This window comes from Phenylobacterium sp. (assembly GCF_036821595.1).
Lineage (GTDB): Bacteria > Pseudomonadota > Alphaproteobacteria > Caulobacterales > Caulobacteraceae > Phenylobacterium.
Genome location: NZ_DAISJG010000014.1, coordinates 15,429 through 30,406 on the forward strand (window position 1 = coordinate 15,429; position 14,978 = coordinate 30,406).

9 protein-coding genes are annotated in these 14,978 nt (G+C 69.1%); 4 read left to right on the forward strand and 5 right to left on the reverse strand.

Annotated elements, in window-relative coordinates; genetic code table 11:
- Positions 1–12 precede the first annotated feature (12 nt).
- Both V7Z97_RS09280 and V7Z97_RS09285 read left to right on the forward strand, forming a co-directional pair.
- The gene (locus V7Z97_RS09280) at positions 13–1,020 is read left to right on the forward strand and encodes a UDP-glucuronic acid decarboxylase family protein (RefSeq protein WP_334162976.1); all 1,008 of its coding nucleotides are present in this window, start codon (positions 13–15) and stop codon (positions 1,018–1,020) included.
- A gap of 75 nt (positions 1,021–1,095) precedes the next feature.
- The gene (locus V7Z97_RS09285; protein WP_334162977.1) at positions 1,096–2,316 is read left to right on the forward strand and encodes an MFS transporter; all 1,221 of its coding nucleotides are present in this window, start codon (positions 1,096–1,098) and stop codon (positions 2,314–2,316) included.
- An 11-nt stretch (positions 2,317–2,327) separates the two neighbouring features.
- Here the strand turns inward: V7Z97_RS09285 and V7Z97_RS09290 are convergent, their stop codons facing one another.
- Both V7Z97_RS09290 and V7Z97_RS09295 read right to left on the reverse strand, forming a co-directional pair.
- Positions 2,328–3,089 (reverse strand): metallophosphoesterase family protein, encoded by a 762-nt coding sequence (locus V7Z97_RS09290; RefSeq protein WP_334162979.1) that lies wholly within the window; start codon positions 3,087–3,089, stop codon positions 2,328–2,330.
- The gene (locus tag V7Z97_RS09295) at positions 3,073–3,852 is read right to left on the reverse strand and encodes a hypothetical protein (RefSeq protein WP_334162980.1); all 780 of its coding nucleotides are present in this window, start codon (positions 3,850–3,852) and stop codon (positions 3,073–3,075) included. Before V7Z97_RS09295 ends, V7Z97_RS09290 begins: the two co-directional genes overlap by 17 nt.
- A gap of 427 nt (positions 3,853–4,279) precedes the next feature.
- Here V7Z97_RS09295 and V7Z97_RS09300 point away from each other — a divergent pair, with 427 nt between their 5' ends.
- Entirely contained in the window at positions 4,280–10,156 is a 5,877-nt protein-coding gene (locus tag V7Z97_RS09300) for a HAMP domain-containing protein (RefSeq protein ID WP_334162981.1), read from the forward strand.
- Position 10,157: 1 nt separating this feature from the next.
- The gene (locus tag V7Z97_RS09305; protein WP_334162982.1) at positions 10,158–12,224 is read left to right on the forward strand and encodes a response regulator; all 2,067 of its coding nucleotides are present in this window, start codon (positions 10,158–10,160) and stop codon (positions 12,222–12,224) included.
- A gap of 1 nt (position 12,225) precedes the next feature.
- Here the strand turns inward: V7Z97_RS09305 and V7Z97_RS09310 are convergent, their stop codons facing one another.
- The 3 genes from V7Z97_RS09310 to V7Z97_RS09320 are packed head-to-tail and all read right to left on the reverse strand — an operon-like array spanning position 12,226 to position 14,897.
- Positions 12,226–12,495, reverse strand: a complete 270-nt coding sequence (locus V7Z97_RS09310; RefSeq protein WP_334162983.1) for a hypothetical protein — start codon at positions 12,493–12,495, stop codon at positions 12,226–12,228.
- 41 nt (positions 12,496–12,536) lie between these two features.
- Positions 12,537–13,607: an aldose 1-epimerase gene (locus V7Z97_RS09315; RefSeq protein ID WP_334162985.1), complete on the reverse strand. Its 1,071-nt coding sequence runs from the start codon at positions 13,605–13,607 to the stop codon at positions 12,537–12,539.
- A gap of 3 nt (positions 13,608–13,610) precedes the next feature.
- Positions 13,611–14,897 (reverse strand): family 1 glycosylhydrolase, encoded by a 1,287-nt coding sequence (locus tag V7Z97_RS09320; RefSeq protein ID WP_334162986.1) that lies wholly within the window; start codon positions 14,895–14,897, stop codon positions 13,611–13,613.
- Positions 14,898–14,978 lie beyond the last annotated feature (81 nt).

The following is a 14,978-nucleotide window of genomic DNA, read 5'->3' on the forward strand; positions in this document are numbered from 1 at the left end:
GAAGGGACGCACATGAAGAACGGTCGGCAACTGCAGGTCCTCGTCGCCGGAGGCGCCGGGTTCCTCGGCTCCCACCTCTGCGAACGCCTGATCGACGAGGGCGCGCACGTCGTGTGCCTGGACAACATGCAGACGGGCAAGCACGAGAACCTAAGCCGGCTGCAGCGCAGCGACGAGTTCGAATTCGTGAAGGCCGATATCGTAGAGCCCCTGCCGGCGCGGATCACCGGCCGCGCCTTCGACCGGATCTACAATCTCGCCTGCGCCGCCTCGCCGCCGCTCTACCAGGCCGACCCCGAGCACACGATGCTGACCAGCGTGCTGGGCACCCAGCGCCTGCTGCGGCAGGCCGAGGCCACCGGCGCGCGGTTCCTGATTTCCTCGACCAGCGAGGTCTACGGCGATCCGGAGAGCCATCCCCAGGCGGAGAGCTATTGGGGTCACGTCAACTGCACCGGCCCCCGGGCGTGCTACGACGAGGGCAAGCGCGCCGCCGAGGCGCTGTGCTTCGACTACGACCGGCTGAAGCGCGCCGAGGTGCGGGTCGCCCGCATCTTCAACACCTACGGCCCCAGGCTGTCGGCCGACGACGGCCGTGTGGTGTCGAACGTGGTCCACCAGGCGCTGACCGACGAGGACATCACGGTCTTCGGCGACGGCTCCCAGACCCGGTCGTTCTGCTACGTGGACGACATGGTCGACGGCCTCGTGCGGCTGATGGAGCACGACGGGCCGCAGCCGGGCCCGGTGAACATCGGCAATCCGGTCGAGCGGACCATCATCGAGCTCGTCGACCTCGTGCTGACGCTCACCGGCTCAAGCTCGGAAGTGGTCCACCGGCCGCTTCCGGTGGACGACCCCCGGCGCCGCCGGCCGGACATCGCCAAGGCCGAACGGGTGCTCGGCTGGCGGCCTGCGACGTCGCTGGAGCAGGGTCTGCGCGCGACCATCGCCTGGTTCGAGGCGGACCTGGACCGCGCCGGGCGCCCGGCCGGCGAGGAGGTCCGGCTGTCGGCCTGAGCCGGAGAGGCGTTCGCCGGCCGGGCCGGGCGATCGGCATCTAGCCATCCGCGCGGCCCGGCGGTACTCGCTCTCATGCCTCCGCGACGATCCTCCGCGCCGCCCGACGCCCGCCTGGCGGTGCCGGTCCTGCTGCTCCTGGTGTTCGTCAGCCTGATCGGCTTCGGCGTGGTCATCCCGCTGCTGCCGTTCTACGCCAGCGTCTTCGACGCCGCGCCCTGGCAGGTCACCCTGATGTTCGCGGCCTTTTCGGCCGGCGGCTTCCTGGGCGAGCTGACCTGGGGGCGGCTGTCGGACCGCATCGGCCGCCGACCGGTGCTGCTGATCACCATCCTGGCCTCGGCCGGCGGCTACGTGGCCCTGGCGTTCGCACCGAACATCTGGATCGCCGTCCTGGTGCGGGGGCTGGCCGGCTTCTTCAGCGGCAACATCTCCGCCATCCAGGGCTACATCGTCGACGTCACGCCGCCGGAGCGGCTGGCCGGGCGTCTGGGCCTGGTGGGCGGGGCGTTCGGCATCGGCTTCGTCGTGGGCCCCTGGCTGGGCGGCGTGCTGGCGCAGCCGGAACTGGGCGCCGCGGGCTTCCGGCCGCCGCTGCTGGTGGCCGCCGGCCTCTGCGTGCTGGCGACGGTGGGCGTCCTGGCCTTCGTGCGCGAGAGCCTCCGCAACGAAGGGCGGAACTTCGGCCGGCCCGGCCCGCTCGCCGCCCTGGCGGAGGCGTGGGCCGACCCGGTGCTGCGCCGGCTGCTGGCGATGACCTTCATGGGCTTCACGGCCTTCTCGGCCATGTGGTCGGTGTTCGGCCTGTGGGGCGAGGCGCGGTTCGGCTGGGGGCCGAAGGAGATCGGCTTCGTCATGGGCGTGACCGGCGTCGCTGCTGCGCTCAGCCAGAGCGTCTTCTCGGGGATCGTGGTGCGCCGGATCGGGGAGGTGACGACCATCACCGTGGGCCTGCTGCTGACCGGGGGCTTCCTGCTGGTCCAGGCGGTGTCGCCGTTCATCTGGCTCTGCGTGCTGGCCATGACCGCCGCGGTGACGGGGCACACCCTCAGCCAGCCGGCGACCAGCGCGCTGATCTCCCGCGCCGCCGCGCCCGGCCGGCAGGGCGCGATCCTCGGGGCCAACAACGCCGCGGGTTCGGCCGCCCGGGTGGCGGGCCCGGTGATCGCCGGGCTGATGTTCTCGGAGATCAGCCCCCACGCGCCGATCATCTTCGCGGGCCTGGGGATGATCCCGGCCGCCTGGCTGGCCTGGCGCGCGGGACGGCAACTGCGCATCCGGGCGGGCCTGGCCTAGAAGCTCCCGGGCTAGACGTCGAAGAGCGCGTACTCGATCCCGAGGTCGCGGTTCAGCACCGGCTTGGCCACGTTGTAGACCGGCGTGCCGCGCGGCGTGCGGCCCTCGTAGGCGCCGCGGTGGGCGTGGCCGTGCAGGACGCACTTCACCCCGTCGAAGCGGTCGATGGTCTCGCCCATCCGCGCCGAGCCGAGGAAGGGGAAGATCTCCGGCGGCTCGCCCATCACCGTGTCCTGCACCGGCGAGTAGTGGAGCACCACGACGGTGCGCTCGGTGCGCAGCATCCGCAGCGAGCTTTCGAGCTTGAGGTTCTCGTCCACCGAGGCCTGGACGAAGGCCTTGATCTCCGGCTCGCCGAAGGCGCTCAGCATGTAGCGGCCGTAGCCGCCGATGAAGCCCTTGCAGCCGGCGAAGCCGACGCCCTCGATCTCGTAGGCCTCACCGTCGAGCAGCCTGACCCCGGCGTCGTGCAGGATGCGGGCGACCTCCTGCGGCTGGCCGCACTCGAAGTCGTGGTTGCCGAGCACGCCGACCACCGGGATCGACAGGGCCTGCAGATCCTCGGCGAGGATCTCGGCCTCAGGCGTCTTGCCGAAGTTGGTGAGATCGCCGCACAGGGCGAGCACGTCGGCCTCCTGGCTGATGCGGCTGAACAGGTCGCGGTACGGGTGCGGATGGTTTTCGCCCACATGCAGGTCGCCGATCGCGGCGAGCCTCAGGTGGCCGCTCGGCGGTCCCCCGGGCGCGGTTTCCGGATCAGGCGATAGGCTCATGCCGTTCCTCCAGGCCCTTGCCGACGACGTCGGCGAAGCCCCATTCGGTGATGTCGGTGACGTAGTCGCGGGGGCTGAACAGCCGGCCGCGGCAGACCTTCACCCGCGCGGCGGGAAGGCCGACCTGGGCCTGCAGCCGGCTGGTCAGCTCCTCCATGACCCAGGTCGGGATCACGTCGCGCTCGGTGGGGTAGATGAACCGGAAGTTCAGGAGGTGGGTGAGCAGCACCTCCCAGTAGGGCTCCATGTAGCGGAGCAGGCGCTGCCAATCGATCCGCTCGGAGGCGCGCAGGATGACGTGGGCGACGTCCGCGCCGTCGTAGCGGTAGCGATCCTGGATGAACGTCTTGGACAGGATCAACTCGGTGGGCGGGGTGATCTTCGCCTCCGTCCCGTAGACGCAGATGGTGTCCTCGCCCTCGAACCACTCGTCGGTGATCGGCGCGGTGCCGTTCGACATGGCGAAGATCACGTCGAAGAAGTAGTTGTCCTGCCAGACCTTGGCGATCCAGCGCTCGTCCTCGACGTCGGTGCGGTAGCCCCGCTCCTGGAAGAAGGCGAGGATCTTCGGGTAGTCGCCGGCCTTGCAGAAGACGTCGAGGTCCTTCGTCGGCCGGACGATCCCGGTGTAGGCGGTCACGGCATAGGTGCCGGACAGCAGGAAGGGGATGCCGGACTCGGTCAGCAGCTTCAGGCTCTCGGCGTAGAAGGCTTCCGCCTCGGGCGGGGGCTCGAAGGCGGCGGCGTCATAGGCGTGCGACATGCGTCCGGGGCTCAAGGGCTCGTGGGAAGGGCGTTGCGCCCCGTGCCCAAACGGCAGCCCCTGCCGGGGGTTCCGGCGCAGCCTGCCGAGAGCGGCTCCGCGGCGCGCCCCGGACCGTCCGCGGCGGAGGCCCGCGATGATCCTTCCACGGCGCATCCAGGCCCGACGAGCGGCCCCGCCGCACGCCCCCGAAGCGGCAGCTTAGCAGTTGATCTGCCTTGCGTTTTGCGTCAGGCTATGGACTGAAGGCCTGCGCCGCCTCGCGCGCATCCCGGCGGAAGATCATCCCCAAAAAATATTTGCGGCCCAGGTGGAACCCGAGCCGGAACTCGCTCGTTCGCTGTCAGGGCGGGGGTGTGTCTTGCGGCCGGGGTCGGCCGCAACGCATGTCCCCTGCGACCGCAACACGTTCGTTCCCGGGGGAACCATGGCCGCATCCGTCACCGCCGCGCCGAAGCCGGCGAAGTCGTCGTCCGCCAAAGCCGGCAGCAAGGCGCGCAGCGTGCGCGGCGGAAGCGAGCTGGACACGGCAGAGCTTCTGTCGGTCCTGCGGGCCTTCCGGCGCGGGGACTTCTCGGTGCGCCTGCCGCGCGGCCTGACCGGCGTCGCGGGCGAGATCGCCGAGGCCTTCAACGACGTGGTCGAGCTGAACGACCGCATGACCAAGGAATTCGAGCGGCTCGGCGAGACCGTGGGCCGCCAGGGCAAGATCAACCACCGGGCCAGGCTGCCGGCGGCGCAGGGCTCCTGGGCGGCCTCGGTGGACGCGGTGAACACCCTGATCGCCGACATGGTCCACCCGACCGCCGAAATGGCCCGCGTGATCGGCGCCGTGGCCAAGGGCGACCTGTCCCAGACCATGGACCTGGAGAACGAGGACCGACCGCTGCGCGGCGAGTTCCTGCGGATCGGCCGGGTGGTGAACACCATGGTGGGCCAGCTGGGCTCCTTCGCCTCGGAAGTGACCCGCGTGGCGCGGGAAGTGGGCACCGAGGGCAAGCTGGGCGGCCAGGCGCAGGTGCGCGGCGTCGCCGGCACCTGGAAGGACCTGACCGACAACGTGAACTTCATGGCCGCCAACCTGACCGGCCAGGTGCGGAACATCGCCGAGGTGACCACCGCCGTGGCCATGGGCGACCTGTCCAAGAAGATCACCGTGGACGTGCGCGGGGAGATCCTGGAGCTGAAGAACACCATCAACACCATGGTGGACCAGCTGAACGCCTTCGCCTCGGAAGTGACCCGCGTGGCGCGGGAAGTGGGTACGGAAGGCAAGCTCGGCGGCCAGGCCCAGGTGAAGGGCGTCGCCGGCACCTGGAAGGACCTCACCGACAACGTGAACCTGATGGCCGCCAACCTGACGGGCCAGGTGCGGAACATCGCCGAGGTGACCACCGCGGTGGCCAAGGGCGACCTGTCCAAGAAGATCACCGTGGACGTGCGCGGGGAGATCCTGGAGCTGAAGAACACCATCAACACCATGGTGGACCAGCTGAACGCCTTCGCCTCGGAAGTGACCCGCGTGGCGCGGGAAGTGGGCACCGAGGGCAAGCTGGGCGGCCAGGCCCGAGTGGAAGGCGTGACCGGCGCCTGGAAGGACCTCACCGACAACGTGAACTTCATGGCCGCCAACCTGACGGGTCAGGTGCGGAACATCGCCGAGGTGACCACCGCCGTGGCCAACGGCGACCTCTCCAAGAAGATCACCGTGGACGTGAAGGGCGAGATCCTCGAGCTGAAGAACACCATCAACACCATGGTGGACCAGCTGAACGGCTTCGCCTCGGAAGTGACCCGGGTGGCGCGGGAAGTGGGTACGGAAGGCAAGCTGGGCGGCCAGGCCCAGGTGAAGGGCGTCGCCGGGACCTGGAAGGACCTGACCGACAACGTGAACCTGATGGCCGGCAACCTGACGGTCCAGCTGCGGGACGTGTCGAAGGTCGCCACCGCCATCGCCAACGGCGACCTGACGCAGAAGATCACCGTGAACGTGCAGGGCGAGATCCTGCAGATCAAGGACGTGATCAACACCATGGTGGACCAGCTGAACTCGTTCAGCTCGGAAGTGACCCGGGTGGCGCGTGAAGTGGGTACGGAAGGCAAGCTCGGCGGCCAGGCCCAGGTGAAGGGCGTCGCCGGGACCTGGAAGGACCTGACCGACAACGTGAACCTGATGGCCGCCAACCTGACCGGTCAGGTGCGGAACATCGCCGAGGTGACCACCGCCGTGGCCAACGGCGACCTGTCCAAGAAGATCACCGTGGACGTGAAGGGGGAAATCCTCGAGCTGAAGAACACCATCAACACCATGGTGGACCAGCTCAACGCCTTCGCCAGCGAAGTGACCCGCGTGGCCCGCGAAGTGGGTACGGAAGGCAAGCTCGGCGGCCAGGCCCAGGTGAAGGGCGTCGCCGGCACCTGGAAGGACCTGACCGACAACGTGAACTTCATGGCCGCCAACCTGACCGGCCAGGTGCGGAACATCGCCGAGGTGACCACCGCCGTGGCCATGGGCGACCTGTCCAAGAAGATCACCGTGGACGTGCGCGGGGAGATCCTGGAGCTGAAGAACACCATCAACACCATGGTGGACCAGCTGAACTCCTTCGCCTCGGAAGTGACCCGGGTGGCGCGGGAAGTGGGTACGGAAGGCAAGCTGGGCGGCCAGGCCCAGGTGAAGGGCGTCGCCGGGACCTGGAAGGACCTGACCGACAACGTGAACCTGATGGCCGCCAACCTGACGGGCCAGGTGCGGAACATCGCCGACGTGACCACCGCCGTGGCCAAGGGCGACCTGTCCAAGAAGATCACCGTGGACGTGCGCGGGGAGATCCTGGAGCTGAAGAACACCATCAACACCATGGTGGACCAGCTGAACTCCTTCGCCTCGGAAGTGACCCGGGTGGCGCGGGAAGTGGGCACCGAGGGCAAGCTCGGCGGCCAGGCCCAGGTGCCCGGCGTCGCCGGCACCTGGAAGGACCTGACCGACAACGTGAACATGATGGCCGCCAACCTGACCGGTCAGGTGCGGAACATCGCCGACGTCGTGACCTCGGTGGCCATGGGCGACCTGAAGCGGAAGCTCACCCTGGACGCGAAGGGGGAGATCGCCGCGCTGGCCGACACCATCAACGGGATGATCGAGACGCTCGCCACCTTCGCCGACCAGGTGACCAACGTGGCCCGCGAGGTGGGCTCCGAAGGCAAGTTGGGCGGCCAGGCGCGGGTGCCGGGCGCCGCGGGCCTGTGGCGTGACCTGACCGACAACGTGAACGAACTGGCCGCCAACCTGACCACCCAGGTGCGCGCCATCGCCGAGGTGTCCACCGCCGTGACGAAGGGCGACCTGACCCGGTCGATCACCGTCGAGGCGTCGGGCGAGGTGGAAGAGCTGAAGAACAACATCAACGAGATGATCCGGAACCTGAAGGATCAGACGTTGAAGAACACCGAGCAGGACTGGCTGAAGACCAACCTGGCCCGGTTCACCCGGATGCTGCAGGGCGAGCGCGACCTGTCGACCGTGTCGAACCTGGTGCTCTCGGAACTGGCGCCGCTGATCAACGCCCAGCACGCCGTCTTCTACGTCACCGACCGGGACGACGACGGCCAGATGGTGCTGAACCTGGCGGCGTCCTACGCCTTCAACAACCGCAAGCACCTGGCCAGCCAGTTCAAGCTGCGGGAGGGCCTGATCGGCCAGTGCGCGTACGAGAAGTCGCGCATCCTGCTGACCAATGTGCCGAAGGACTATGTGCAGATCTCGTCGGGCCTCGGCGAGGCCCCGCCGGCCAACATCATCGTCCTGCCCGCCCTGTTCGAAGGCGAGGTGAAGGCGGTGATCGAACTGGCCACCTTCGGCGAGTTCAACGAGACCCAGCAGCAGTTCCTCGACCAGCTGATGGAATCCATCGGCATCGTGCTCAACACCATCGCCGCCAACATGCGGACCGAGGGCCTGCTGAAGCAGTCCCAGCTCCTGACCTCGGAGCTGCAGGCCCAGCAGGAGGAGCTGAAGAAGACCAACGACCGGCTGGAACAGCAGGCCGCGTCGCTCCGCCAGTCGGAGGAGCTGCTCCGCACCAAGCAGGAAGAGCTGCAGCAGACCAACGCCGAGCTGCAGGAGAAGGCGCACCTGCTGTCGATCCAGAACCAGCAGGTGGAAGCCAAGAACCGCGAGGTGGAACAGGCCAAGATCGCGCTGGAGGACAAGGCCGAGCAGCTGGCCCTGACGTCGAAGTACAAGTCCGAGTTCCTGGCCAACATGAGCCACGAGCTGCGGACGCCGCTGAACAGCCTGCTGATCCTCTCCAAGCTGCTGGCCGACAACGCCGCCGGCAACCTGACGGAGAAGCAGGTCGAGTTCGCCCGCAACATCCACGACGCCGGCACCGACCTGCTGGGGCTGATCAACGACATCCTCGACCTGTCGAAGATCGAATCCGGCACCGTCACCCTGGACATCGGCGAGATGTCCTTCGCCAGCCTGCGCGACCAGGTGGACCGGACGTTCAGCCAGGTCGCCCTCGACAAGAAGCTCGACTTCCAGGTGGAGCTGGACCCGGCGCTGCCGCGGTCGATGTACACCGACGACAAGCGGCTGCAGCAGATCATCAAGAACCTGCTCTCGAACGCCTTCAAGTTCACCGAGCACGGCCATGTGAAGCTGAAGGTCTCCCGCGCCCACGGCGGCTGGAGCCCGATCAACGACCACCTCAACACCGCGGGCCAGGTGCTGGCCTTCCAGGTGGAAGACTCCGGCATCGGGATCCCCGAGGACAAGCAGCGGATCATCTTCGAGGCCTTCCAGCAGGCCGACGGGACCACCAGCCGCAAGTACGGCGGCACGGGTCTGGGTCTGTCGATCAGCCGCGACATCACCCGGCTGCTGGGCGGCGAGCTGAAGGTGGAATCCAAGCCCGGCAAGGGCTCGACCTTCACCCTCTACCTGCCGCTGAACTTCAGCCCGGCGCAGCCCAGCGCCCGGCCGGCCTCGACCACCCCGACCCTGGCGCGGCCGATGATGCTGCCGTCGGCCTTCTCCGACGAGCCGGTGGAGGCGGTGGCGGACGACCGCGACAGCATCTCCTCCGGCGACAGCGTGGTGCTGATCGTCGAGGACGACCCGCGGTTCGCCTCGATCCTGCTCAGCCTCGTCCACGAGTCCGGCTTCAAGGGCGTGGTGACGGGCGAGGGCGGGGCGGCGCCGTCGCTGGCCCGGCGGTTCGGGCCTGACGCGATCATGCTCGACATCGGCCTGCCGGACATGGACGGCCTGGCCCTGCTCGACCTCCTGAAGCGGACCCCCGAGACCCGGCACATCCCCGTGCACGTCATCTCGGCCGACGACCAGAAGGGGCTGGGCCTGTCGATGGGCGCCTTCGGCTTCACCCACAAGCCGGTGGAGCGCGAGGTGGTGGTCTCCACCCTGCAGGGCGTGAAGAGCTTCGTCGACAAGGCGGAGCGCCGGATCGTGCTGGTGGGCTCCGAGGGCGAGGCGGCCGAGCTGCTGCGGCAGTGCTTCACCCAGGTGGAGGTCGTCGCCGACCTCGCCTCGGTGCTGGCGCGGCCTGCGGCGGAGCGGCCCGACGGCCTGATGATCGAGGCCCAGGCCATGGCCATCACGGACATGGTCGAACAGCTCAAGCAGAGCGACGGCCGGATGGTCCCGGCGGTGGTCTATGCGCCGGACGAGCTCGAGCCCGAGGACGACCGCCGGCTGCGGCTGGCGGTGTTCGGCGGCCTCGTCCGCCTGGCGCGCTCCACCGAGCAGCTGGTCGACCAGGCGAGCCTCCTGCTGCACGAGCCCATGGAGCGCATGTCGGCCCCGACCAAGGCCAAGCTCACCCAGAGCAAGCACGACGACTCCGTGCTCGCCGGGCGCAAGGTCGTTGTCATCGACGACGACATCCGCAACATCTTCTCCCTGGCCTCGGCTCTCGAGGAGTACGGGATCGAGCTCAGCTATGCGGAAAGCGGCCGCGCGGGGCTTGAGGTGCTGGACGCGAAGCCCGATGTGGACGTGGTTCTTGTGGACATCATGATGCCGGACATGGACGGCTACGAGACGATCCGCGAGATCCGCGCCAGGCAGCACCTGGCCGACCTGCCGGTGGTCGCCGTGACCGCCAAGGCGATGAAGGGCGACCGCCAGAAATGCATCCAGGCCGGGGCGTCCGACTATGTCTCCAAGCCCGTGGACATCGACCACCTGGTCTCGGTGCTGCGGGTGTCGATCCAGCGGGCGGACGCCATGAAGCTGGCCAGCGACACGGTGGTGTCCCTGATGCCGCAAGCGAGTTGACGTGACCCGAGTCTCACCCGCCAGCACCGTGATGGGAGCCTGGCGGGCGGAGCCTCCGGCGCCGCCCGACCTGGAGACGCCGCTCACGGCCCGGATCCTGATCGTCGACGATGACGAGCGCAACGCGTTCGCCGCCGTCCAGGCGCTCGAAGAACTGGGCCATGAGCTGGTGGTCGCCCGGTCCGGCGAGGAGGCGCTCCGGCGCCTGCTGACCGAAGAGTTCGCGCTGATCCTGCTCGACCTGCACATGCCCGGCATGGACGGGTACGAGACCGCCGAGCTGATCCGCTCGCGCAAGCGCACGAAGGACACGCCGATCGTCTTCCTGACGGCGATCTTCCGGGACGAGGCGCACGTCTTCCAGGCCTATTCGGCCGGCGCAGTGGACGTGGTCTTCAAGCCGGTGGACCCCTTCATCCTGAAGTCGAAGGTGACGGTCCTCACGGACCTGTACCTGAAGACCGAGGAGGTGAAGCGCCAGTCCGCCTACCAGCAGTGGCTGCTCGACGAGCATGCCCGGGTGAAGGCGGAGAAGGCCCAGACCGAGAAGGCGCTCAGGCGCACCGAGGCCCGGCAGGAGGCGATCCTGCAGTCCCTGCCGATCGTCTTCACCTCGCGCAGCGTCGAGCCGCCCTTCGCCCCGCAGTTCGTGTCGGAGTCGATCCGGGACATCACCGGCTTCCCGGCTTCCCGCTTCGTCGACGAGGCCGAGTTCGGCTCCAGCCGCATCCACCCCGACGACCTGGACCGGGTCGTGGAAGGCATCGGCCGGGCGGTGAAGACCGGCCGCTACTCGGTGGAGTTCCGCTGGCTGTGCGCCGACGGCCAGTACAAGGTGCTGCAGGACCAGGGCGTGATCGCCCCCAGCGTCGACGGCGAGCCCCGCGAGATCTTCGGCGTCATGCTCGACGCCACCGACCGCCACAGCCTGGAGGAGCAGCTCGCCCAGGCCCGCAAGATGGAAGCGGTAGGCCAGCTCACCGGCGGCGTGGCGCACGACTTCAACAACCTGCTCACCGTGGTGCTCGGCAACGTCGACATCATGGCCCGGAAGGCCGAGGACGAGGCCCGCCGCACGCGCCGCATCGAGGCCATCCGCCAGGCCGCCGAGCGCGGCCGCGACCTGACGCGCCAGCTCCTCGCCTTCTCGCGCCGCCAGCACCTGACGCCGGTGACCATCGACGTGAACGCCCTGATCCAGGACTTCGCGCCCCTGCTGCGCCAGGCGGTGGGAGAGGCGGTGACGGTGGACCTGAAGTTCGCCGAGGAGATGCTCTGCGCCCACGTGGACCCGACCCAGCTCGAGACGGCGCTGCTCAACCTGGCGGTCAACGCCCGGGACGCCATGCCGGAGGGCGGGGTGCTGGAGATCGCCACCCGGCGCGAGGGCGAGCGCATCGCCGTCGACGTCACCGACACGGGCGTCGGCATGTCCCAGGAGGTCCGCAACCGGGTGTTCGAGCCGTTCTTCACCACCAAGGAGGTGGGCAAGGGCTCCGGCCTGGGCCTCTCCCAGGTCTACGGCTTCGTGCAGCAGTCGGAGGGCGAGGTCCGGCTGGAGAGCACGCCCGGCCAGGGCACCACCTTCTGCCTGCTGCTGCCCGCGTCCTCGACGCCGGCCGAGGTCGTCAAACCTGCCGAGCGCGCCAGGACCATCGAGGGCGGGGACGAGAAGATCCTGCTCGTCGAGGACGACCCCACGGTGCTGGCGCTCACCCTCGATATGCTGACCGGCCTGGGCTACGACGTGACCACGGCCACCAACGCCGCCGAGGCGCTGGAGGTGATCCACTCCGACGCCAAGATCGACCTCCTGTTCACCGACGTGGTGATGCCGGGCGGGGTCAGCGGAGTGAGCCTGGCGCGGACGTCGCGGGAGATCCGGCCGGACCTGCGCGTGCTCCTGACGTCCGGCTTCGTGGGCGAGGGCGCGGTGATCGAGAACGCCGAGTTCCCGCTGCTCGACAAGCCCTACGAGACGGCGCTGCTGGCGGCGAAGCTGCGCAAGCTCCTGGACAAGCCCGGTCGCCGCAAGAAGCAGCGCGAGGGCGCCGCGGCGGCCGAGTAGGTCAGCTCCGCGCCAGGCAGCGCAGGGCCGCCGCCAGCCGGCGGGCCCGCATCCGCCCCATCTCGGCGTCGCGCTCTCCCGAGGAGAGGGCAGTCGCCATCGCTTCCAGCTGCTCCGCCCGGCCCTCCGGCGCAAAGGCGTCGGCGAGCATCGAGGCCTCGGTCAGGAGATCGGCCCGCAGCTCCGCCGGGCAGGCGTCGAGCAGGGCCTCGTCGAAGTCGATGATCTCGGCCGTGTCCCGCGGGGGGGCCGGTCGTTGCGCACGTTCCATGGAGCCCTCGTCGTCGGCTCCCGGTAACCCCTCGACCTTCCTCAGGTTCCTAAGGCGAAGGCCTCCAGCCGCACCTCGTAGCCGACGGCGGCGCCCGGCGCGAGGCGGGCCATGCCGGTGTCCACGCCCGGCGGCCAGATGTCGGCGAAGGGCTCGGCGAGGTTGAACTGCGGCTCCACCACGACGAACGGCTTGTCCGGCGGCGCGTAGACCTGCACGGCCTTCACGTCGGGGGTGGGGGAGGCGACGCGCAGGCCGATCCCGGCGGCCGAATCCAGCACCTCCACCACCACCTCGCCGTCCGCCCGGACGAGGTCGGTGAAGCAGTCGTCGAGGTAGAGTTCGTCCAGCGCGGGGCCCCTGTTGAAGTCGTAGGGCGTGCCCGCCACCGGCAGCAGCCGCCCGGTGGGCAGGACCTCGTCGTAGTCGTTGACTTCGCAGTGCAGGGCCGCGGGCAGGCGCAGGCGGGCCTGGGCGCGGTCGCCGCTTGGCACGCGGAAGTACGGGTGCCAGCCCAGGCCCAGGGGCAGGGGTTCCGAGCCGCTGTTGCGGGCCCGGACGGAGAGGAGGAGGGCGCCGCCGCGCAGCGTCCAGGTGACGTCGAGCTGCAGCTTCCCCGGCCAGCGGCCGCCGAAGTCGCCGGCGTCCAGGTGGCCGCTCACGGCGTCGGCGGAGGCCTCGAAGGGGACGCCGGCGTCGAGGATCAGGCCGTGCATGGCGTACTGCTCGGCGCCCGGGGCCCTACCGCCCCAGTTTCGCGGCAGGCGCACGGTCCGCCCGTCGACGTCCGTCTCGATCTCGCGGCAGCCCTCCACCGCGCGGCCCCGGATCCGGTTGGCGAAGGGGGCGAGCAGGCAGCCGCCGAAGGCGAAGGCGCGGTTGCCGGCGAAGTCGTCCGGGCCGCCGGAAAGCTCCCGGGCGGCTTCATCCGGCTCAGGCGCAAAGAGGGCGTCGACCTCGCGCCCGTCGGGCAGCCGGAGCTTCGCCTGCAGCAGCATCATGCCGCGACCGGGCAGGATCTGGGCCTCGGTGAAGGCGGGCTCGCCGGCGGGCAGGTCCCGCGCCCGCAGGGTGACGACGGGCGCGCCGCCGATCCGGAGGCCCGCGGCCACGACCTAGCCGCTTTCCCCGACGGTCAGCTCCACGGCGCGTAGGTGGCGGGCCTCCTGGCGGTGGCGCTCGGCGGCGGGCTCCTCGTATTCCGAGGGCATGACGATGGGCACAGACAGGCAGACGCTCTGGGTGGGCAGCACCTCGCCCCAGTCGGCGATCAGCTGCTTGTAGGAGCGGCCCACGGGGCGAATCTCGCGGTTCATGTCGTAGAGGCCCACCGGGTGGACCCGGCCGTTGTCCTCGCGCAGACCGGTGTCCCAGTCGACCTGGTCGGTGAGCGAGTACCAGGTGAAGCCCACGGTCGGCACGCCGTCGTTGCGCACGCGCAGGACGTTGGCCCATTCCTTCCACAGCCAGTTCACCGCCTCGTCGCCGTTCGGGCCCTCGGCGATGTTGGTCTCCGTGTGCATCACGGGCAGGCGGTAGCGGTTGTAGTACTGCCGGGTGATCTCGTTGTAGCCGAAGATCTCGCCCGAGGCCCGGGTGGAGCCGTCGGCCGACACCCTGTGCTCGTTGGTCCAGTAGTAGTCGTTGCCCAGGATGCAGTGGTGGTGCAGGGCGTTGCCGAGGAAGAAGTGGTACTCCTCCCGCGTCATGCCGTTGTCCATCAGGTACTCGTACATCTCCGAGTCGACCCGGTGGCCGTAGTTCAGGTCGAGCGACAGGAAGCGCCGGGAGTTTTCGATCTCGGCCGGCTTGATGGCCGCCGGGTTTTCCGCGTGGAAGTACTCCGAGGACTCGCTCTGGATGAAGATGGCGTCGGGCCGGACCTTCAGGATCTCCTGCATGGCCCGCACATTGGCCCTCACGATGTGCTTGAGCGCGGTGACGAAGGTCAGGTCCGTCGTGCCCTGCTCGTTCCACCAGCCGTACTTGCCGGAGAACTGGGCGCAGATGAACATCTCGTTGACCGGGGTGTAGAGCTGCACCCAGGGGAAGCGCCGGGCGAAGGCCGACGAGTAGCGGGCGAACACCTCGGGGAAGTCGGGGTTCTGGAAGTCGCCGATCCAGTCGGGCACGCCGAAGTGGCAGAGGTCGACGATCGGCACGATGTCGCGACGCTTCAGCTCGGCGAAGGTGACGTCGGCGAACTCCCAGTCGTACTTGTCGGGCCCCAGCAGGCTGGTGTGCAGCGGCGGGCCGTAGCGCAGGAACCGCAGGCCCAGCTCCTCGACGAGATCGAAGTCCTTGCGCCAGTGACGGTAGTGCCCGCAGGATTCCATCTGGTCCACGCGCACGCGGCCATTCTTGATCTTCGGGATGCTGTTCTCGATCCCGGTGGCGAACATGAAGGCGGAGATGGCGCGTTCCTCCGAACTGCCGCGCTAAATGACGGCGCCCCGAAGCCGGTAAAACTCCGGGGCGCGCAC

What these genes read in the sequence shown, in the direction of transcription:
- V7Z97_RS09320 (WP_334162986.1), bottom strand. Translation starts at nt 14,897, where the DNA reads ATGTTCGCCACCGGGATCGAGAACAGCATCCCGAAGATCAAGAATGGC.
- V7Z97_RS09295 (WP_334162980.1), bottom strand. Translation starts at nt 3,852, where the DNA reads ATGTCGCACGCCTATGACGCCGCCGCCTTCGAGCCCCCGCCCGAGGCG.
- V7Z97_RS09310 (WP_334162983.1), bottom strand. Translation starts at nt 12,495, where the DNA reads ATGGAACGTGCGCAACGACCGGCCCCCCCGCGGGACACGGCCGAGATC.
- V7Z97_RS09280 (WP_334162976.1), top strand. Translation starts at nt 13, where the DNA reads ATGAAGAACGGTCGGCAACTGCAGGTCCTCGTCGCCGGAGGCGCCGGG.
- V7Z97_RS09290 (WP_334162979.1), bottom strand. Translation starts at nt 3,089, where the DNA reads ATGAGCCTATCGCCTGATCCGGAAACCGCGCCCGGGGGACCGCCGAGC.
- V7Z97_RS09285 (WP_334162977.1), top strand. Translation starts at nt 1,096, where the DNA reads ATGCCTCCGCGACGATCCTCCGCGCCGCCCGACGCCCGCCTGGCGGTG.
- V7Z97_RS09300 (WP_334162981.1), top strand. Translation starts at nt 4,280, where the DNA reads ATGGCCGCATCCGTCACCGCCGCGCCGAAGCCGGCGAAGTCGTCGTCC.